This window comes from Phyllobacterium sp. 1468, assembly GCF_031455525.1.
Taxonomy (GTDB): domain Bacteria; phylum Pseudomonadota; class Alphaproteobacteria; order Rhizobiales; family Rhizobiaceae; genus Phyllobacterium.
Genome location: NZ_JAVDSX010000003.1, coordinates 407,255 through 427,662, shown reverse-complemented (window position 1 = coordinate 427,662; position 20,408 = coordinate 407,255). Strand labels below are relative to the sequence as shown.

General features: G+C 57.5%; 20 protein-coding genes. 4 read left to right on the top strand and 16 right to left on the bottom strand.

All coding sequences use genetic code 11. The features are described 5' to 3' along the window. Window positions 1-10: 10 nt before the first annotated feature. The 8 genes from J2X72_RS11215 to urtA all read right to left on the bottom strand — a co-directional run bounded on the left by J2X72_RS11215 (window position 11) and on the right by urtA (window position 8,767). The gene (locus J2X72_RS11215) at window positions 11-1,567 is read right to left on the bottom strand and encodes an NADH-quinone oxidoreductase subunit NuoF (RefSeq protein WP_310071877.1); all 1,557 of its coding nucleotides are present in this window, start codon (window positions 1,565-1,567) and stop codon (window positions 11-13) included. Next, the gene (locus tag J2X72_RS11210) at window positions 1,564-2,037 is read right to left on the bottom strand and encodes a formate dehydrogenase subunit gamma (protein ID WP_310071873.1); all 474 of its coding nucleotides are present in this window, start codon (window positions 2,035-2,037) and stop codon (window positions 1,564-1,566) included. The genes J2X72_RS11215 and J2X72_RS11210 overlap by 4 nt, the downstream gene beginning before the upstream one ends. Window positions 2,038-2,139: 102 nt before the next feature. After that, window positions 2,140-3,036 carry a LysR family transcriptional regulator gene (locus J2X72_RS11205; RefSeq protein ID WP_209997822.1) on the bottom strand — a complete coding sequence of 299 codons (897 nt, stop codon included), beginning with the start codon at window positions 3,034-3,036 and terminating at the stop codon, window positions 2,140-2,142. 63 nt (window positions 3,037-3,099) lie between these two features. Further along, a complete protein-coding gene (gene urtE / locus J2X72_RS11200; RefSeq protein WP_310071870.1) occupies window positions 3,100-3,795 on the bottom strand; it encodes an urea ABC transporter ATP-binding subunit UrtE in 696 nt (231 codons plus the stop codon). 62 nt (window positions 3,796-3,857) lie between these two features. Then, window positions 3,858-4,604 carry an urea ABC transporter ATP-binding protein UrtD gene (gene urtD, locus J2X72_RS11195; protein ID WP_112525931.1) on the bottom strand — a complete coding sequence of 249 codons (747 nt, stop codon included), beginning with the start codon at window positions 4,602-4,604 and terminating at the stop codon, window positions 3,858-3,860. A gap of 3 nt (window positions 4,605-4,607) precedes the next feature. After that, window positions 4,608-5,786 (bottom strand): urea ABC transporter permease subunit UrtC, encoded by a 1,179-nt coding sequence (gene urtC, locus J2X72_RS11190; RefSeq protein WP_310071868.1) that lies wholly within the window; start codon window positions 5,784-5,786, stop codon window positions 4,608-4,610. Continuing rightward, entirely contained in the window at window positions 5,783-7,408 is a 1,626-nt protein-coding gene (gene urtB, locus J2X72_RS11185; protein WP_310071865.1) for an urea ABC transporter permease subunit UrtB, read from the bottom strand. Before urtB ends, urtC begins: the two co-directional genes overlap by 4 nt. Window positions 7,409-7,516: 108 nt before the next feature. Continuing rightward, a complete protein-coding gene (gene urtA / locus J2X72_RS11180; RefSeq protein WP_370637266.1) occupies window positions 7,517-8,767 on the bottom strand; it encodes an urea ABC transporter substrate-binding protein in 1,251 nt (416 codons plus the stop codon). A gap of 359 nt (window positions 8,768-9,126) precedes the next feature. Between urtA and J2X72_RS11175 the strand changes: the two genes are divergently transcribed. Further along, window positions 9,127-9,465, top strand: coding sequence for a TIGR01244 family sulfur transferase (locus J2X72_RS11175; RefSeq protein WP_310071859.1), 339 nt, complete (start codon window positions 9,127-9,129; stop codon window positions 9,463-9,465). Here the strand turns inward: J2X72_RS11175 and J2X72_RS11170 are convergent, their stop codons facing one another. Next, complete coding sequence (locus J2X72_RS11170; protein WP_310071857.1) at window positions 9,466-10,656, bottom strand: acyl-CoA dehydrogenase; 1,191 nt, start codon at window positions 10,654-10,656, stop codon at window positions 9,466-9,468. A gap of 134 nt (window positions 10,657-10,790) precedes the next feature. Here J2X72_RS11170 and mutL point away from each other — a divergent pair, with 134 nt between their 5' ends. From mutL to J2X72_RS11155, 3 genes are all read left to right on the top strand, one after another. Further along, window positions 10,791-12,644 (top strand): DNA mismatch repair endonuclease MutL, encoded by a 1,854-nt coding sequence (mutL, locus tag J2X72_RS11165; RefSeq protein WP_310071855.1) that lies wholly within the window; start codon window positions 10,791-10,793, stop codon window positions 12,642-12,644. A 62-nt stretch (window positions 12,645-12,706) separates the two neighbouring features. After that, window positions 12,707-12,943, top strand: coding sequence for a DUF2093 domain-containing protein (locus J2X72_RS11160; RefSeq protein WP_310071853.1), 237 nt, complete (start codon window positions 12,707-12,709; stop codon window positions 12,941-12,943). Between the two features lies 1 nt (window position 12,944). After that, window positions 12,945-13,400 (top strand): hypothetical protein, encoded by a 456-nt coding sequence (locus J2X72_RS11155; protein ID WP_310071850.1) that lies wholly within the window; start codon window positions 12,945-12,947, stop codon window positions 13,398-13,400. Here the strand turns inward: J2X72_RS11155 and lpxK are convergent. The 7 genes from lpxK to J2X72_RS11120 all read right to left on the bottom strand — a co-directional run bounded on the left by lpxK (window position 13,395) and on the right by J2X72_RS11120 (window position 20,380). Beyond that, window positions 13,395-14,426 (bottom strand): tetraacyldisaccharide 4'-kinase, encoded by a 1,032-nt coding sequence (lpxK, locus tag J2X72_RS11150; RefSeq protein WP_310071848.1) that lies wholly within the window; start codon window positions 14,424-14,426, stop codon window positions 13,395-13,397. The two genes, J2X72_RS11155 and lpxK, sit on opposite strands and share 6 nt — an antisense overlap. Further along, entirely contained in the window at window positions 14,423-15,745 is a 1,323-nt protein-coding gene (gene waaA / locus J2X72_RS11145) for a lipid IV(A) 3-deoxy-D-manno-octulosonic acid transferase (RefSeq protein ID WP_209997839.1), read from the bottom strand. Before waaA ends, lpxK begins: the two co-directional genes overlap by 4 nt. Then, a complete protein-coding gene (locus J2X72_RS11140; protein WP_209997840.1) occupies window positions 15,742-16,515 on the bottom strand; it encodes a lysophospholipid acyltransferase family protein in 774 nt (257 codons plus the stop codon). Before J2X72_RS11140 ends, waaA begins: the two co-directional genes overlap by 4 nt. Window positions 16,516-16,538: 23 nt before the next feature. Next, complete coding sequence (locus tag J2X72_RS11135; RefSeq protein ID WP_209997841.1) at window positions 16,539-16,787, bottom strand: DUF4170 domain-containing protein; 249 nt, start codon at window positions 16,785-16,787, stop codon at window positions 16,539-16,541. Window positions 16,788-16,827: 40 nt separating this feature from the next. Continuing rightward, entirely contained in the window at window positions 16,828-17,637 is an 810-nt protein-coding gene (locus J2X72_RS11130) for a 3'(2'),5'-bisphosphate nucleotidase CysQ (RefSeq protein ID WP_209997842.1), read from the bottom strand. Next, window positions 17,624-18,967 carry a TldD/PmbA family protein gene (locus tag J2X72_RS11125; protein ID WP_310071841.1) on the bottom strand — a complete coding sequence of 448 codons (1,344 nt, stop codon included), beginning with the start codon at window positions 18,965-18,967 and terminating at the stop codon, window positions 17,624-17,626. Before J2X72_RS11125 ends, J2X72_RS11130 begins: the two co-directional genes overlap by 14 nt. A gap of 534 nt (window positions 18,968-19,501) precedes the next feature. Then, window positions 19,502-20,380, bottom strand: a complete 879-nt coding sequence (locus J2X72_RS11120) for a patatin-like phospholipase family protein (RefSeq protein ID WP_310072211.1) — start codon at window positions 20,378-20,380, stop codon at window positions 19,502-19,504. Window positions 20,381-20,408 lie beyond the last annotated feature (28 nt).

The window sequence follows — 20,408 nt, the reverse complement described above, 5'->3', positions numbered from 1 at the left end:
GAAACAGCTCCTATTCCGCCGCTACGGCGATTGGCGCGGGGCGGAAATCTTCAGGAAAATGGGTGAGAGCGCTCATGACCGGATAGGGCGTGAAGCCACCCAAGGCACAGAGCGAGCCAAACTTCATCGTGTTGCACAGGGCGGTCAAAACCTCGATCTGCTTATCGGGCTCGATGTTGGCCGAGAGGCGATCGACGACTTCGACGCCACGTGTTGAACCGATGCGGCAGGGAGTGCATTTGCCGCAGGATTCGATTGCGCAGAATTCCATGGCGAAACGCGCCTGCTTCAGCATGTCCACGCTGTCATCGAAAACCACCAAACCGGCATGACCGATCAGGCCGTCCCTTGCGGCGAAGGCTTCGTAGTCAAAGGGCGTATCGAAGAGTTCGCGCGGAAAATAGGCGCCGAGCGGGCCACCGACCTGCACAGCTTTGACCGGACGGCCTGTTGCCGTGCCGCCACCGATATCGTCGACGATTTCGCCGAGCGTGAGACCGAAGGCAGCTTCAAAGAGGCCGCCATATTTGACGTTGCCGGCAATTTGCAGCGGGATGGTGCCTCGAGAACGGCCCATGCCGAAATCCTTGTAGAAAGGAGCGCCCTTATCCAGGATAACAGGTACGGAAGCCAGCGAGATGACATTGTTGATGACGGTTGGCTTGCCGAAAAGGCCTTTATGCGCTGGCAGAGGTGGCTTGGCGCGAACAATGCCGCGGCGGCCTTCGAGGCTTTCCAGCAACGCGGTTTCCTCGCCGCAGACATAAGCCCCCGCCCCGACGCGGACTTCGATGTCAAACGCATAGGACGATCCCAACACAGACGAACCAAGCACGCCGCCCTCACGAGCGATCTGCAGCGCTTCGTTCATGACGGCAATGGCATGCGGATATTCAGAACGCGTGTAGATGTAACCCTTCGTTGCACCGACGGCGATGCCAGCGATGGTCATGCCCTCGATCAATACGAACGGATCGCCTTCCATGATCATGCGGTCGGCAAAAGTACCGCTATCCCCTTCATCGGCGTTGCACACGATATATTTCTGCGAACCCGCGGTTTCGAGAACGGTCTTCCATTTGATGCCGGTCGGAAAACCCGCGCCGCCGCGACCGCGCAGGCCGGACTCCGTCACCTGTGCCACGATTTCGGCAGGCGTCAGTTTGAGGGCGTTTTCCAAGCCCCTCAGACCAGCATTGACACGATAATCTTCAAGGGAGACGGGGTCCGTGATGCCGCAACGGGCAAAGGTCAGGCGCGTCTGTTTGGCAAGGAAGGGGTGATGATCGATGAGGCCGAGCCAGAGAGGATGCACCCCGCCCTCGGCCATGCCATTATCAAGCAGTGCCGCCACGTCGGAGGCCTTGACCGGGCCATAGGCGATACGGCCGTTTGGCGTTTCAACCTCGACCATCGGCTCCAGCCAATACATGCCGCGCGAGCCGTTGCGAACGATTCGCGCATCGAGGTTGCGTGTGTCGATTTCAGCCTGCAGGGATCTGGCGACTTTCTCGGCGCCAAGCGCCAAGGCGCCGGAATCGCGCGGCACGTAAAACGTGACTGTCATAGCCGCACCTCCGCCGCGATTTCTTCGAGCTGCTCAGCGTCAAGACGCCCAATCACCTTGCCGTCAAGCATCGCGGTAGGTGCGCATGCACAAAGGCCGAGGCAATAGACCGGCTCAAGCGTCACCGCGCCATCGGCGGTCGTCCCGTGCCAATCGATCCCGAGAAGCTGGCGCGTCCGGTCGGCAAGCGCATCGCCGCCCATGGATTGACACGCTTCAGCGCGGCAAAGCTTCAGAACATGCCTGCCAGCGGGATGATCGCGGTAATCGTGATAGAACGTAAAAACGCCGTGTACTTCGGCGCGGGAAATGTTGAGGGCCTGCGCAATCAACGGCAGCGTCTCGGGTGGAACAAAGCCGAACTCGCCTTGCAACTCGTGCAAAATCGGAAGCAGCGGGCCTTCTTTGCCCTTTAATTGATCGATAATGCCTATCGCTCTGCTGGCGATATCGGTACTTGCGCTTTGCATATCGTGCAACGCCCTCCCTTGTTTTTCCCCACGTCCGCAAATAGATCAAAGATGTGTGGTATTATCAATACCTCAGTCTCGTTGAGCGATAGAAATTTTCTATCAAACCATATTCATGCTCAGAGCCAATGCGCGGGCCTCGTGCAACAGCGCCGAAACCAATGGTGTATGGGGTTCGCGATCCGCAGCAACCAGTCCAACGAGGTGGCGCGCGTCAGGCTCGACGATGGGTATCGCACGGATCGGTTCGGCAAATCCCAGCGTCTCGGCAAGGTTGAGGGGCATGATGCTCGCCCATTTTCCGGTTCTTATGTGCGAGAATAGCACAATCATCGAATTAGACTCGAGTGTCGGGTGAACCTCGACCCCCGCCTCCTGCAAATGCTTGTTAATGAGGCGGCGATTCTGCATGTCCATGGTGAGGAGGCAAAGCGGCAATTGTCCCACCTCCGCCCATGTGACCGACTTCCGATCGGAGTAGGTGTTGCCCGACGAAGTAATCAGCTGGTAGCGCTCGGTGTAAAGCGGCACGGACGTCACGCGTCCGAGCGGCTCATTATCCAGGTAGCTGATACCGATATCGATTTCGAAATTGCTAAGCAGTGTCAAAACTTCAAGCGATGTTCGCGAGGTCACGGAGAATGTAACGTCCGGGTGCTTTTCGCGGAAAGGCGTTGTCAGCCGCGATACCATGGCGAGCGCTGTCGGAATGGCGGCGATCTTTACGTGCCCGGCAAGGCCGAAGCGGGCGGCGCGGATTTCCTCGCGCATCGTACGGGTATCGCCAACAATGCGGCGGGCCCACTCAAGCACGCGCTGACCTTCCGATGTCAGGCCATTGAAGCGTGAGGCGCGCTGCACGAGTACAACACCGAGCGTATCTTCAAGCTGGCGGATCGCTGCAGAAAGCGTGGGCTGGGTGACGCCGCATTCTTCTGCCGCCCGGCCGAAATGCTGGTGGTGCGCCAAAGCGATGAAAAATTCCAGCTTGTCGATCATGCAGGGTTGCTCCTCTTGAAGCGACCCTAGCGATGATCCTGTACAATCAGCAAGCCAAGTTTTTCAAACGGTCAGGAACTTGCGCACTTCCGGTCTATCGAGGCTCGCAGCATTGCCGGAATGAACGATCTCGCCGCGATCCATAATGTAGACGTGATCAGCAAGTTCGCGGCAGAAATCGAGGTACTGCTCGACAAGAAGAATTGCGAGGCCGGCCTGATCACGCAGGAACTGGATCGCCCGGCCGATATCCTTGATGATCGAAGGCTGGATACCTTCGGTCGGCTCATCGAGAACCAACAGTTTGGGCCGCGTCACCAGCGCCCGGCCGATAGCAAGCTGTTGCTGCTGACCACCGGAGAGATCGCCACCGCGCCGTCCGAGCATCGTCTTCAACACCGGAAACAGTTCGAAAACTTCCGGGGGGACATTGCGATTGCCGCGCGTCGCCGCAGCAAATCCTGTTGCGAGGTTTTCGCGGACTGTTAGCAACGGGAAAATCTCGCGCCCCTGCGGAACGAAAGCAATGCCCGCGCGGGCACGATCATAGGGCGGTTTCCTTCCCAGAACCGATCCTTCAAAGCTGATCGAACCGGAAGAAAGCGGGTGCTGACCGACGATGGCTCTGAGCATGCTGGTCTTGCCGACGCCATTGCGCCCAAGGATACAGGTGATCGATTTCGGTTCCACTTGCAAGGAAACACCGCGCAGCGCTTGCGCGGCACCATAGTGCAGAGACGCATTTTCAATTGTCAGCATGGGAGAATTCCTTGCTCTTTTGACGCAAATTCCGGACGGAGCCACTTCTTTGGACCAGGGCTTTATCGGCCAAGATAGACCTCGATCACACGCTGATCATTACTGACGAAATCAAGCGAGCCTTCAGCCAGCACCGAGCCCTCGTGCAGACACGTCACCTTTACATCGAGTTCGCGAACGAAATGCATGTCGTGCTCGACCACGAGCACCGACCGCGTCTTGGCGATTTCGCGCAACAGCTTGGCTGTTTCGGCGGTCTCGGCATCGGTCATACCCGCCACCGGCTCATCGACCAGCAACAGCTTCGGGTCCTGCGCCAGCAACATCCCAATCTCGAGCCATTGTTTCTGGCCGTGCGAAAGGTTCGCCGCAAGCCAGTCGCGTTTTCCATTCAGGCGGATCGTATAAAGAATATCCTCGATCCGTTCGGCCTCATTCGCGCTCTGTCGATGGAAGAGCGCTGAGAACGCCGAACGCGGACCCGAGAGGGCCAGCACCAGATTGTCTTCAACCGTGTGGCTTTCGAAAACAGTCGGTTTCTGGAATTTGCGGCCGATGCCGAGCAAAGCGATTTCCGCCTCGTCGTGCCTGGTCAAATCCACTTCGCCGTTGAAATAAACGTCGCCAGCATCCGGTTTTGTCTTGCCTGTGATGATATCCATCATCGTCGTCTTGCCTGCACCATTCGGGCCGATGATGGCGCGCATTTCCCCGGTCTGCAGCACAAGCGACAGATTATTGATGGCGCGGAAACCATCGAACGAGACCGAAACGCCATCGAGATAGAGGAGGGTATCCTGGGCTTTCATGATCTATTCCGCTGCCTGAGGTTCGGGAAGGTGCACGTTCTCGGCGGCTACCGGCGGGGGCGCGCTGTCCTGCTTTCGCGCGGCGCGGTCAGCCAGTTTTGTTCTCCACGAGCCATAGAGACCGAGGATGCCCTTTGGCAGGAAGAGGGTGACGATGATGAACAGCGCGCCCAGCGCGAACAGCCAGATTTCCGGGAATGCGGCCGTGAAATAGGTCTTGCCAAAATTGACCAGTACAGCGCCGATGATTGGTCCGATAATTGTGCCACGGCCGCCCACGGCGACCCATATGACGGCTTCGATAGAATTGGCCGGCTCGAACTCGGAGGGATTGATAATACCGACCTGGGGCACGTAGAGCGCCCCGGCTATGCCAGCCATCATTGCCGAAATGGTCCAGACGAACAGCTTGTAGCGATCGACACGATAGCCAAGAAAGCGCATGCGGCTTTCCGCGTCGCGGACACCGACGAGAACCTTGCCGAGCTTGGATCGAATGATGAAACTCGACACGAAGACGCCCAGCGCGAGAAACAGAGCGGTCGCCGCGAACAGCATGGACCGGGTGGTTCCGGCCTGGATGTTGAAGCCGAGGATATCCTTGAAATCCGTCAGGCCGTTATTGCCGCCAAAACCCATGTCGTTGCGGAAGAATGCGAGAAGCAGGGCATAGGTCAGCGCCTGGGTAATGATCGACAGGTAAACGCCGGTGACGCGGGAGCGAAAGGCAAGCCAGCCGAAGCCAAAGGCAAGAGCGCCCGGCACCAGCACGACCATCAGCGCCGCGAACCAGAAATTATCGAAGCCGTGCCAGAACCAGGGCAATTCCTTCCAGTTGAGAAAGACCATGAAATCCGGAAGCACTGGATCGGCATAGACGCCGCGCGGGCCGATCTGGCGCATCAGATACATCCCCATCGCGTAGCCACCCAACGCAAAAAACGCGCCGTGACCGAGTGAAAGGATACCGCAGAAACCCCAGACCAGATCGAGCGCGACTGCGAGCAGCGCGTAAGTCAGGTACTTGCCGATCAGCGAAACCAGATAGGTCGGGATGTGCAGGGGCGAAGTTTCCGGCAACAGGAGATTTGAAAGGGGTACGAGAAACGCGATGGCGACAAGCAGCGCAATGGCAATCCCGCCGCGCCGGTCAACGTGGGTGAAAAACCATTGGGTAATCATGCTTCTATCGCCCTTCCCTTGAGTGCGAAGAGACCACGCGGGCGCTTCTGAATGAACAGGATGATAAGCACCAGCACGACGATCTTGCCGAGGACAGCACCGGCGAAAGGCTCAAGGAACTTGTTGGCGATGCCCAGCGACATGGCACCAACCAATGTGCCCCAAAGGTTGCCCACACCGCCAAAGACAACAACCATGAAGCTGTCGATGATATAGCCCTGGCCGAGATTGGGACTGACATTGTCGATCTGGCTAAGCGCCACGCCTGCGATACCAGCGATGCCGGAACCGAGACCAAAGGTGAGCGCATCGACCCAAGGCGTCCTGATACCCATCGACGAGGCCATACGGCGATTTTGGGTAACTGCCCGCATGCGCAGACCAAGCATGGTCTTCTTCAGGACCAGTTGCAGGATGGCGAAAACGGATAGGGCAAAAACGATGATCCACAGGCGTGACCATGTGAGCGTAAGCAGGCCGAGATCGAAGGACCCGGCCATCCAGGAGGGATTTCCGACCTGCACATTGGACGCCCCGAACCAGGAGCGAATTGCCTGTTGCAGTACCAGCGAGATGCCCCAGGTCGCCAGCAGCGTTTCAAGAGGACGTCCGTAGAGAAAGCGGATAACGCCGCGCTCGATGACCACGCCTATCCCCCCGGCAACGACAAAAGCGGCAGGAAGCGCGATGAGCAGCGAATAGTCGAATAGGCCGGGTGCCGAAGCTCGAATGATCTGCTGCACGACGAATGTCGTATAAGCGCCGATCATGACCATCTCGCCGTGTGCCATGTTGATGACACCCATGACACCGAACGTAATGGCAAGTCCTATGGCCGCCAGCAGCAGGACCGAACCCAGTGACAAGCCGTACACGACATTCTGGATGGCGTTCCAGAATGCGAGCTTGGTATTGATGCTGCCGATAGCCGCCTTCGCCGCTTCGCCAACAGGACCCTGCACGCTCTCAAGTGGAGTGAGCAAACCCAAAGCATCGCGGCTGTTGCCGGCACTCACTTCCGTAATGGCGGCAATTTTCACATCGTCCGCCGCGTCGGAATTCAGAACAGCAGCAGCTTTGGCCTGTTGCATGAGCACTTTAACGCCCGCGTCCTTTTCCGCGGCGATGGCTTGATCCAATAGCGGGATCGACTCCGGATCGCGGGTCTTCAGGATAGCTTCTGCGGCTGAACGGCGCTCAGAGATATTGTCACTCATCAGCGTCAGGCCGCCGATTGCGGCAGCGATATCACGACGCAAGCGATTGTTGACCTTGATCTTTTCGGCGGATGACCGCGATACGGGATCGAGTTTTGCCCCGGTCAGCGGATCGGTTGCGGCGTAGTCAGAACCGTCGCGTTTGCCAAGAAAGACAGTCTTGTCGGCTTTGGCCACGTAGAGATCACCGGCACTGAGCGCATCGAGGATTTTGGAGACGCGGGAATCGCCGGTCTTGACCAAGTCCGAGATGGCCTTGGTCGTGTTTTCGAAATTGTCACCAGCGAGCGCCTGAACAAGCGGCCGCAGTTTCGCGTCATCAACAGTCTGCGCATTGGACTGGACAATATGACAACAGACGCCAAGCATCAAAACGAATACGGACAGCAGGCGGTTCAATCGCATCAATCAATCCTGTGTTGAAATTTCGGCGGAAACTCCATCCCCACGCGAAAGGTGGGGATGGAGCCAGCTTCGGATGTGCCCCGGACCCGAAGCCTGGGAGTTCGAATCCTAGTTGGTAACGCCGCCGCACTTGCCGCTGACAATGTTGAAATTGCCGCACGACATGGGCTTGCGCCAGTCAGAGATCAGGTCTTTGGAGCCCGGAAGATAATCGGACCATTCGTCCCCGACGACGAGGCCGGGCGTCTGGTAGACGATGTCGAACTGGCCGTCGTCCTGCACTTCACCGATCAGCACAGGCTTGGTGATGTGATGGTTCGGCATCATCGTCGCGTAGCCACCGGAAAGGTTTGGAACGGAGGTACCGACGATTGAATCGATAACCGCATTGGAATCGGTGGTACCCGCAGCCTCAACCGCCTTAACCCACATGTTGAAACCGATATAGGTTGCTTCCATCGGATCGTTGGTCACGCGCTTGTCGTTCTTTGTATAGGCATGCCACTCCTTGATGAACTCGGCATTGGCGTCCGCATCAACCGACTGGAAATAGTTCCAGGCTGCGAGGTGGCCGACGAGCGGCTTGGTATCGAGACCAGCCAACTCTTCTTCGCCGACCGAAAAGGCAACGACCGGAATGTCTTCGGCCTTGATTCCCTGGTTGGCGAGTTCCTTATAGAAGGGGACGTTCGCATCGCCGTTGATCGTCGAAACCACGGCGGTCTTCTTGCCGGTCGAGCCGAACTTCTTGATATCGGAGACGATCGTCTGCCAATCGGACTGGCCGAATGGCGTGTAGTTGATCATGATGTCCTCATCCTTGACGCCTTTGGCGTTGAGGTAGGCTTTCAGGATCTTGTTGGTGGTCTGCGGGTAAACGTAGTCGGTGCCGGCGAGAACCCAGCGCTCGACCCCCTCTTCTTTGGCGAGATAATCGACTGCCGGAATAGCCTGCTGGTTTGGAGCGGCGCCCGTATAGAACACATTCCGCGAGCTTTCTTCACCCTCGTACTGGACAGGGTAGAACAGCATCGAATTCAGCTCTTCGAAAACCGGCAGAACCGATTTACGCGAGGAGGATGTCCAGCAGCCGAATACGGCGGCGACCTTGTCCTGCTCGATCAGCTGGCGTGCCTTTTCGGCGAAGAGCGGCCAGTCAGACGCAGGATCAACCACCACAGCCTCAAGTTTCTTGCCAAGCACGCCGCCCTTCTTGTTCTGTTCGTCAATCAGGAACAGCATCGTATCCTTGAGGGTCGTTTCGGAAATAGCCATCGTCCCGGACAGCGAATGCAGAATGCCGACCTTGATCGTGTCGTCCGCGGCGCTCGCGGGCGACATGGCCAGGGACGCACCCATGGCGGCGGCCGCCAAAGCCCCGATAAATTTGGCTTGTAAATTGAACATTCAGGTGAACCCCTCTTTTGGTTGTTGGTACCGAAGGAGTTCAAAGCAACGAGCGTGCCAAGTCGTGTTAGGCGGTTAAAGACATCTGAATTATTCAAAATTATCAGCATATTATGGGTTTTTACAATTGGGGCATTTTTTGCAAGATGTTGGGTTCCGATCCTATCGCACCCCCTTTTAGCTTATACTTTAGTCACATAGCCTTAGATGATCATTTAATAGGCATGGATAGGGACTAAAGATGCTTTGATATAGCATTGGCCTCCGTTTGATGTATGGTACTTCAACACCAACTCTTCCAAGGACAAAAAATGGACATCCGTCAAATTGACGAGAATTTTGCTGTGACCGGCCAGATTTCACCGGATGACGTGCGCGATATCGTTGCCGCAGGCTATCAGGCGGTGATTTGCAACCGTCCGGACGGCGAATCCCCGGACCAGCCAGATTTCGCTGAAATTTCTCAAGTTGCCGAAAAAGCAGGCATTCCGATTTATTATGTTCCGGTGATCTCCGGTCAACTGACCCAGGACGACGTCGACGCCATGGCCGAAGCGCTGGAGGAAGCGGAAGGACCGGTCCTCGCCTATTGTCGCTCCGGCGCACGCTCAACCAATATTTATGGCATCGTCCAACAGCAGAAGGGCTAGCTAGAAGAACGCCTGAATGCCGGTCTGGGCGCGGCCCAGAATGAGGGCATGCACGTCGTGTGTGCCCTCATAGGTATTGACGGTCTCGAGGTTCTGCGCGTGCCGCATGACGTGATAGCCGATCTGGATTCCATTGCCGCCGTGCATGTCGCGGGCGACGCGGGCGATATCCAGCGCCTTGCCGCAATTGTTTCGCTTGATCAGACTGATCATCTCCGGCGCGACCTTGTCTTCGTCCATCAGTCGGCCAACCCGCAACGAAGCCTGCAGCCCGAGCGCGATTTCCGTCTGCATGTCAGCGAATTTCTTCTGAAAGAGCTGTGTGGCGGCGAGCGGCCGTCCGAACTGCTTGCGATCAAGCCCGTACTGCACAGTGCGTTGCCAGCAATCCTCCGCAGCACCCATAACACCCCACGAGATGCCGTAGCGAGCACGATTGAGACAACCGAACGGCCCTTTCAGGCCAGCAACATTCGGCAGCAGATGCTCCTCACCGACGACGACACCATCCATGACGATTTCACCCGTTATCGATGCACGCAGCGACAGCTTCCCGCCGATCTTCGGCGCGGAAAGACCCTTCATGCCCTTTTCCAGCACGAATCCCCTGATCTGGCCATCGTGCGCGTCAGATTTCGCCCAGACGACAAAAACGTCAGCTATGGGTGAATTGGAAATCCACATCTTCGAGCCGGACAACCGGTAGCCATCCGCGACTTTTGTCGCGCGTGTCTTCATGCCCGCCGGATCGGAACCGGCGTCGGGCTCGGTCAGGCCAAAGCAGCCAATCCACTCTCCGGAGGCAAGCTTTGGCAGGTATTTCTTGCGCTGTTCCTCGGAGCCGTAGGCATAGATCGGATACATGACCAGCGACGACTGGACGCTCATCATGGAGCGATAACCGCTGTCGACGCGTTCGACTTCCCGGGCCACAAGACCGTATGCCACATAGGATGCTCCGGCAGTGCCGTATTCCTCAGGCAAGGTGACACCGAGAAGTCCGGATTCACCCATCAGTCTGAAGAGGCCGGGATCGGTCTTCTCCTCCAGATAGGCCTCTTCGATACGCGGCAGCAGCTCGCTTTGCGCGAAGGCACGGGCGCTGTCGCGGATCATCCGCTCATCTTCGGTCAATTGATCTTCCAAGAGAAAGGGGTCCGTCCAGACAAAGGACGGCTTCGAATTGCCCATGAGGTTTCCTCCTTGATTGTGGAAAAGACCTATCATCAAATTTGTGTCCAAAGCCAGATGGACGTCCAAATGTTTCCTGAGGACAGCCATCTCGGCGGATTTCCGTCGAAGGACGAATCCATTATAGGTTTTCGATGGCTATCAAGCAGCTGACCGAAACCATCATAAACCAGATCGCCGCAGGCGAAGTCATCGAACGCCCGGCGAGCGTAGTGAAAGAACTCGTCGAGAATGCCATCGATGCCGGCGCAACCCGCATCGATATCGTTACCGCAGGCGGCGGTAAGAATTTGATCCGCGTCACGGACAACGGGTCGGGTATTCCTTCGGACGAGCTGACCGTCGCCGTCGCGCGTCACTGTACTTCAAAGCTTACCGACAACGTTCATGACATCCGTGCGCTCGGCTTTCGCGGTGAAGCACTGCCATCGATTGGATCGGTATCGCGGCTTTCCATGAAATCGCGGATAGCCGAGGCGGATTCCGGATTTGAAGTCAATGTTCACGGCGGACGCCTGGACGGACCGCGGCCAACGCCAATGAATGGCGGAACGATTGCAGAAGTGCGCGATCTGTTTTTTGCGACGCCGGCACGACTGAAGTTCATGAAAACGGATCGCGCCGAAGCTGCGGCTATAAGTGATGTGGTCAAACGCGTCGCAATCGCTTTTCCACATATTCGCTTTTCAATTGCTGGAAGCGACCGCACACCTTTGGATCTTGCCGCAACCGGCAGGGGATCGACGGGCATGCTGGAGCGTATTTCGCAGGTGCTCGGCAAGGAGTTTCCCGAAAACGCCATCGCTATCGATGCAATGCGCGATGGCGTGCGCCTGTCCGGCTTTGCCGGCATTCCTGCATTCAACCGCGCCAACAGCCTGCAGCAATTTGCCTATGTGAACGGACGCCCCGTCCGCGACAAGCAAATCTGGGGCGCGATACGCGGCGCCTATGCCGATGTGATTTCGCGCGACCGGCATCCGGTCGTCGTGCTTTTCCTCAATCTTGATCCGGCGCTTGTTGACGTCAATGTGCATCCGGCCAAAGCCGATGTGCGCTTCCGTGATCCTGGGCTCGTGCGGGGTTTGATCGTCGGGGCCATTCGCGAAGCCCTCGGTCAATCCGGCATCCGCGCCGCGACCAGCGGCGCCGAGGCGATGCTGAACTCGTTCCGGCGTGGGGGCATAGAACCAGTTCGGCCAGCAGGACAGCGCTGGCCGGCCGCAGCCGCGGTCAATCAGAACTACAATGTCCAGCGATCGCCCTATCGTCCGTTCGAAACGGAACCCGCCGCCTCGCACGAGGGCGGTTTTGCGGAAACGGTCCAGGCGTTTCTATATGATGGCGCTGCGGCGCTTGCGGCAGACACTCGGGCCGGGATGGCTGAGGCGCCGCAGGAGCTGCTATCCGCGCCGCTCGGGGCGGCAAGAGCGCAGATCCATGCCAATTATATCGTCTCGCAGACCGAAGACAGCCTGGTCATTGTCGATCAGCATGCGGCCCACGAGCGGCTGGTCTATGAAGCACTGAAAAATGCGCTTCATGCTAAGCCCCTGCCCGCGCAGCTGCTGCTCATCCCCGAAATCGTCGATTTGCCGGAAGAAGACGTTGAGCGGCTGACAGCCCACGCGGCTACGCTGGCGCGCTTCGGCCTTGGTATCGAATCTTTCGGGCCGGGTGCGATCGCCGTGCGTGAAACGCCCTCCATGCTGGGAGAGATCGATACGCAGAAACTGATCCGCGATCTCGCTGATGAAATTGCCGAACACGATACGTCGGACGGTCTGAAAGCCATTCTCGATCACGTCGCTGCAACCATGGCTTGCCATGGCTCTGTCCGCGCAGGACGCCGCTTGAAACCCGACGAAATGAATGCCCTGCTTCGCCAGATGGAGGAAACTCCAGGCTCCGGTACCTGTAATCACGGCCGCCCCACCTATATTGAATTGAAGTTGACAGACATTGAGCGCTTGTTTGGCCGCAGGTGAGTCTTGACCGGCACGACTACGGGCGCCTAAATGAAATGAGTTGATAAAACCGGAACGCATTTATGAACAGATTTGAAGGCCCTGGCTCGCGCGAAGCCAAAATCCGCTATCTCGACGGTGATTTCCAGGTCCTGTCGCCGGGCTCCTACGTCTTGTGTTCCGTTACCTCCGAAAAGATCCCGCTTGACGAACTGAAGTATTGGAGCGTCGCGCGGCAGGAAGCCTACGCCGACGCACGCATTTCATTGGAGCGCGAGATCGAGATGAACCCCGCTCTGCGTCAACGCAGCAAGACCTGAGATGCGATCGAGGCGCGCGGTACTACTTACGCTTGTTGCTGCCGCTACGCTGGCAAGCGGCTGCACCACAAACAGCGCGAGCCGCGAACCCCCCTATAGCGGACCAACGAAAACCATACGCGGCTATCTGCGCGGGTCTCCTTACACGTGGCTTACGGCAAGTTCCGTCGTATACATCAATGCCTATGACGCCACGGGAGGGAATTCCTCCCACATGCCCAAGATCGGCGGGACCAGCTTCACGCTCAACCGCAACGGCTATTTTCCTGTCGCATATGAGATCGAGATTCCGGCGAGCGCATCGGCACCGCGTGTTGCGCTTTCCGTCGAAATTCGGCGTGGGGGCAATATTCTTTTTTCGAATGACCGCAACTTCAGCCAGACGACCGGGCGCAATCTCGATATACCCATGCGCGAAGCGCCGCCGAGAATCCGGAATTTCCGCGGGCGGTTATAAGCGTTTCAGAGAACGCATCCGGGCACGATCTCGGGTTTCCCGAATGACGCGTGACGCTGTCTGAGGATGACTGAAGACGAGCTCCACTTCCAGAACCAGGACCCGCGACGCGAACTGTTTCACGGCCGTGCTACCGTCGAGCAACCGCACCTGGTCCTTTGCCGTTGTGATCAAAGTAAGGTCATCCTTCGCGGCGTCCCTCAGAAGATCGGCAACGTCGTCGTCCTTATAGGGGTGATGGTCGGGGAAAGATCTTGTTTGCTCGACCCTGGCACCCGCCTCTTCAAGCGTCCTGAAGAATTTGGATGGATCGCCAATGCCTGCAAAAGCAAGTAACGGTCTATCTGTTATGCCTTCCAATGGTTTGGGTTTGAGGACGGCCTCGTAAACTGGCTTTGCCGCACGCGCAGCGTTCCGGACCAGTTTGTCAGCGCCGTTCGCAGTGCCGATCTTCAGCAAGGCGTCGGTACGAACCAACTGGTCGATCAAGGGCGCACGCAAGGGGCCTCCCGGGAAAACGTGGCCATTGCCGATACCTCGTCCGGCGTCGACCACGAGCAGAGCATAGTCGAAGTGAAGGCGGGCGCTCTGGAAGCCATCGTCCATGATGATGAAGTCGCATCCACCGTCCAGCAGGGACTTTGCACCGGCGAGACGGTCTGTGCATACGACGACCGGCGCGTGCCGTGCGAGCAGCATCGGCTCGTCTCCGACATGGCGGGCACTGTCGTGTTCCAGATCAACGCGGTGCAGGCCGGAGAACCCGCCGCCATAGCCACGGGAAACAATGCCCGGCTTGAGACCTGCTGCAGTCGCCGCCTGGGCGAACGCAATTGATGTCGGCGTTTTGCCTGCTCCGCCCAAAGTAAAGTTACCGATGCACAACACAGGCACGGGTATGGATGGCGGTTTGGCCCGCCGCATACGCCGTCCGGCAACCATTCCATATATTTTTGACAGGGGACTCAAAGCCCGAGCGCGCCAGTCCGGTTTCTCCCACCAGAACGGAGGCGCCTCACTCGTCATTTCCAGCCGCCTTCGCGATTGCTCAGACGTGCCTGAAGAACCAGCGGCTGAATAAAAGGCTCAAGCGCCGTCATGGTGCGGGTCAGCGAACCGCGCATGTCTTCGACGGTTTTCAAACCTGCATCAATCATGATTTGGCGTTCTGCGGGGTTGTTGAAGAGATAGTTCACCGCGCCCGCCAGCATGTCCTTGTCGCGTACAAGCTTGGCGGCGCCATTTTTGATCAGACGTTGATAGGAATCGCGGAAATTCTGGACATTTCGGCCGGAAAGAATAGCGGACTTCAGCATCGCAGGTTCAAGAGGGTTTTGCCCACCCTGCGCGGTCAACGAACGACCAACAAAGGCGATTTCCGTCAGCCGCAGATAAAGGCCCATGTCGCCTATAGTATCGCCAAGATAAATGTCGGTATCGGGCTCAATCTGGTCACCGCGGCTACGCATCGCGACCTTCATGCCCAGTTTCTCAATCTCGGCTGCAATCTGCGCTGCACGATCCGGATGGCGGGGAACGATGATGGTCAGCAAGTCGCGATGCCTGGCCTTCAGCATATGGTGCACCTGCGCAACGACCGCCTCTTCCCCCTGGTGGGTTGAAATGGCTGCCCATATCTTGCGCGATCCGATCATACGTTGGAGCGAAGCAAGCTCTGCCGTATTGACTGGCGGCACGGCCGTGTCGACCTTCAGATTGCCTGAAACCGTCACCGGTCTTGCACCCAGCGCGCGGAACCGTTCGCCATCGACTTCGGATTGGGCCACGACATGCGCCAGGTTCTCGAACAAGGCTTCGGCGATTGACGCGCGCCTGTGCCACGATGCGAAAGAGCGATCCGATAAACGGCCGTTAACGAGAACTTGCGGGACGCGGCGCGTCCCGAGTTCGAGGATCGTCATCGGCCAGATCTCGGATTCGCAGATGACTGCGAGATCTGGCTGCCAGTGGGTTAGAAAACGATCGACTGCCGGTTTCAGGTCAAGCGGTACGTATTGATGAATGACGCGGTCGCCGAGGCGCTCCTGCACCATCTTCGCAGATGTGACGGTGCCTGTCGTCAGCACCACATGGATGCCTGTATCGATGATCGCTTCCACAAGCGGCGTGACAGCCGACGTCTCGCCGACACTGGCCGCATGAACCCAGACGAGTGGACCCGAAGGGCGGGCAACGCTCGCATTGCCGTAACGCTCGCCATGACGGCCACGCTCTTCCTTGCCTTTGCTCGCGCGGAAAGCCACATAGGCGCCAACGATCGGGAAGGCTGCTGCACCGACCCATCGATAGGTGCTCAGGACAAATCGAGCCCAACGTTCACTCATGCTTTACCATCCACCAACTCATGCACCCGAACGGTGTTCGCATTCAAACTGTTGGTCAATTCGACACGTTTGGCTTCAAGCATTGCATCGTCGGCATCCTCCGGCACGAAAATAGGGTCGCCAATAATCAGCCCCGACTTGCCAAAGGGCAAGGGAATGGTGGTCTTGTCCCAGCTCTTCTCCAAGACTTTCCGTTTAGACGTCAGGTAGCAAATCGGGAGAATTGGACGGCCAGACAGCTTGGCAAGGAGGACGACGCCAATCCCGGATTCGCGCGGCGTCCCGTGCGGGATATCAGCAATCATGGCAGCGGTCTTACCTTCCTTGAGTGCTTTTTTCAAGGCAAGCAAAGCGCGCGCACCACCTTTTACCGTTCCCCTGGCCCGATCCCTTCCACCGGAACCGCGCACGATCTCGACGCCAAAGCGTTCAGCGACGCGTGCATTGAGTTCCGCGTCCTTGCTTTTCGAGAACATGGCAACAAAGCGAACACCACGCGGCATCAGAAACGGCGCCATCAGGTGCTGCCCGTGCCAGGCAACCGCGATGAAAGGTTCGCCGCCGCGCTTCATTTCCTCAAGATCGGAGGAACCGGGAAGCCTAGGGTTGGTAGCATTGACCAGCCGGAAAAACTGCGTGATCAGAAAAGCAATCATCGAGCGGACCATGGGCGAGTTTGCCAAGGGGCCACGCACCCTTCGCCAAAAACGTTTCAGCATCCCGCTTTTTCGCCGGGGAGACTTGCTTGCCACTGGGATGTGTTCACTCATGCCGGTCGTGACCGCACCAGCGATCAGTCCACCTTGCCTGTGACTGGATCCAGCAGCTTATGCATGTGCACGATGAAATAACGCATGTGCGCATTATCGACGGTCTGCTGTGCTTTGGATTTCCACGCACGCTGAGCGGTTTCAAAATTTGGGTAGATGCCGACAATATCGAGCTTGTCGAGATCGCGAAACTCAACACCGCCCAATTTCTTCAGCTCGCCGCCAAAGACGAGATGAAGCAGTTGCTTTTGATCTGATGTGTTTTCGCCCATGGTTGCCCATCCAGATGATCGAATTGAAGTTATTGCCTGTTTATCCGAAGGCGGTTTCGGCGACAACGGCCAACATGTTATCCAATAGTAGACCGCTTGCGGCGACGAGCGCCTCATGCCGGTAGTCGCCGGTGCTGGTGTTGCGTAAGCCGTAGGTGAGCGGCTTGCCGTCAGCTGTCAAAACGTTACCGCCGGCCTCCGAAAGGATGAGGTCCGCCGCGGCCAAATCCCAGTCATGCGAGTTGGGGCGCACAAAAGTTCCAGCAATATCCCCACGCGCCACCATGGCGATGCGATAAGCCAGTGAGGCCACATAAGGAGCGTGTTCGATGGACGCAAGGAAACGCTCCGGCAGTCTTTTCAAAAATGCACCAGGACCCGCTACCTTGAATGGCTGGTTCTCGGCCTGAACGCGAATAGCATTGCCGTTCTGTACCGCGCCGAAACCCGGCAATGCCGTGAATATTTCCTCGCGCGCAGGGCAGTCGAGTACACCGGCGACGGGGCGGCCATTTTCAATGACGGCAACGCTGACACACCAGACGTCCTGCCCTTCGATAAACGCTCGAGTTCCATCGATCGGATCGACCACAAAGAACCGTTGTCTCGGTGTGGCTACCCGTTCATCGAGGGTCTCTTCCGATATCCAGCCATAGTCGGGCCGGGCCGTCAGCAACATGTCCTTCAGATACTTGTCTGCAGCAAGGTCTGCTTCTGTGACCGGGGAATTGCCCGTCTTCATCCAGATCTGCGGCGCTTGCTTGAAATACGAGAGCGCTATTCGACCTGCGCCCTCTGCAGCCTCACGTATCAGTTCGAGATCTTCGCGGTTTTGTTTATTTGCCGGCAAGAGTCATGCCTTCAATCAGGAGAGTCGGGCTGGCAATACCGAAATTACGATCAATATCGTTGGCGGCAACGAGATTGAGAAACATCTCTTTCAGGTTGGATGCGATCGTCACTTCGCTCACAGGGTAAGCAAGTTCGCCGTTCTCGATCCAGAATCCCGAAGCACCTCGACTGTACTCGCCGGTGACCATATCCACGCCATGGCCAAACAGCTCTGTAACGTAGAAGCCTGTCCCGACAGAACGGATGATTTCTTCGGGGGTCCTGTCTCCGGGTTCTATAGCGAAGTTGGTCGAAGATGGGACAACAGTCGAACCAGAACGCACACCCCGGCCATTTGTGGTCAATCCCAATTCCTTGGCCGTCGAGGTCGACAGGAACCAGTGCTTGAGGACACCATCCTCAATCATGGTAAGCGGCACACCCTCCATGCCTTCACCGTCGAACGGTCGCGAGGAAGGGCCGCGAACCCGCAATGGATCGTCGGTAACATTGATCGCGTCAGAGAGAATTTTCGTCCCCATGCGATCCTTGAGAAAACTGGTCTTGCGCGCAACCGATGCGCCATTGATCGCGCTGGCGATATGGCCGGCAATGCCACGGGCAACGCGCGGATCGAAGACGACGTTTACGCGGCCGGTCTTTGCCTGACGTGCACCAAGGCGCCTGACGGCCCGCTCGCCGGCGGAGCGACCAATGGCTTCAGCATCTTCCAAAGCCTCGAAATAGATGCGCGACGAAAAATCATAATCGCGTTCCATGGCAGTGCCGCTTCCGGCAATGGCGCTGACCGAACGCGAAAAGCGCGATCCCATATACTGCCCGGCAAAGCCGCCAGACGTAACGAGCACAAGGCCGCCCATACCAGCCGACGCCGATCCGCCCCCGGAATTGGTAACGCCTTCGACTGCAAGAGCGGCTTCTTCTGCGGTCAGGGCTGCGTCGGCCAATTGTTCTGCGTCGACCACTGTCGAATCATAAAGATCGAGGTCACGGATGTTGCGCACGAGATTCTCCGGGGCGGCAAGCCCTTCGAACGCGTCGTCCGGTGAAACTTTGGCCATGGCGACGGCGCGCTCCGCCAAAACTTTCGGATCAACGCCGGCATTGGCCGAAACGCTCGCAACCTTGCGACCCACGAATACGCGCAATGAAAACTCATCGCTTTCCGAGGATTCTGTCGATTCGATTTTTCCGAGCCGAACAGTCACGCCCGTCGAGCGCGAACGTACCACAACCGCATCGGCGGCATCCGCCCCCGCACGCTTTGCAGCTTCCACAAGTGCCGCCGCATTGTCTACGAATTCGCGGGAATTTACCGGCTCGGTCATTTTCGTCTCTACCGTTGAATGCATGATAGGATGCAAGGACTTATCTGACGAAGGTCAGACGCATTCCTTCCTATATGGTGCAAATTGGGGTCTATCAAGGCAAGCTAGAGCAAGTTTTGTCTATTCAAAGCCAGTTCTGTTTCCCGGATGGCGAGACAATCCACGCGGAAGGTGGCGAGGCCGATGTTTATCCATCGTCCGACGCCGCCTGACAAAGTGGTTGGCCGCCAGCCGGAAACCAAAAGGGCCGGGTGAATTTGGCCCAATTCCTTCGGGCTTCGGCTTCGTCCGATGGATAAACATCGGCCTCGCCAAATCCCTTGACCTTGGACCAAATTCCCTCCGGCAGAATGGCTCTGAATAAACAAAATTTGCTCTAACGCAAGAATCTCACAGCCGAGGTCACAAATATAGGTTCTCGCAAGGCGGCAACCAGCATTTTCAGGCACTGGCACATCTCGCGGAGGGCAAGCGTATCGATACGCTCCCTGATGAATAAATGAGTCCGACGCCACTCCGGCTGAGCAGGCGTGTTCATTCAAGTTCGCGATGCTCGACATAGGTGATGGCGGCATCCACCGCGCGTTTCAATTCTTCCTTGATGCCGGCCGAGTCGCGCAATACCTGCTCGACCCGGAGAAAATCGAGGACACCGAACCGTGCGACGTTTGGGCGGAGGAAAATTGCCGGCGGATCCGTACGCAAGCGTGTCGCGATGATCGACTGCATCATCAACTGACTGGCCCCGAACATCGCATCGATGGACGACGGAAACTTGCCGATATTCCCTTCCGGTCCTCCAACGACATCGATGGCGATCACGAACTGTGCCTTGTCCTTCACGTGATCGAATGGAACGGGGTTGTAGATGCCACCATCGATGAGAATGCAATCGTCCCGGAGCACGGGGCGGAACAATGCCGGTATGGCTGCTGAAGCGGCGATGGCGCTATAGAGATCACCCTCGGCGATCGGCACCTCTCTTTGACCGTAGAAGTCGGTGGCGGTTACGCTCAGTGGAATAGTCAATTCTTCGAACGTGTCCGGAATACGATCGGGAAGAAAAGTCTTGAGCACCTTTTCGATATTGAACTGGCTGAAGCGGATACCACCGCCCAGAATTTCGCCAAAACTGGCAGGACGCATACGCCACAGCCTTGCCGCAATTTCACCGCGCCGCGACAAGGTGGCGATCGCGTACTCGCGGATGTCACGGCCGGACATGCCCGCCGCCATGCCTGCACCCATGATGGCACCTATAGAGGAACCGGATATTGCAGTCGGCCGTATGCCAAGCTCGTCCAGTGCCTCAATGACATTGATGTGAGCCAGCCCTCGCGCACCACCGCCGCCGAGTGCAATGGCGAAAGTCGGTACGTCGGCGGGGCTACCCGCGCCGCTCTGCTCATCCATCTCTTGCAGATCGCGAGCGATCATGGCG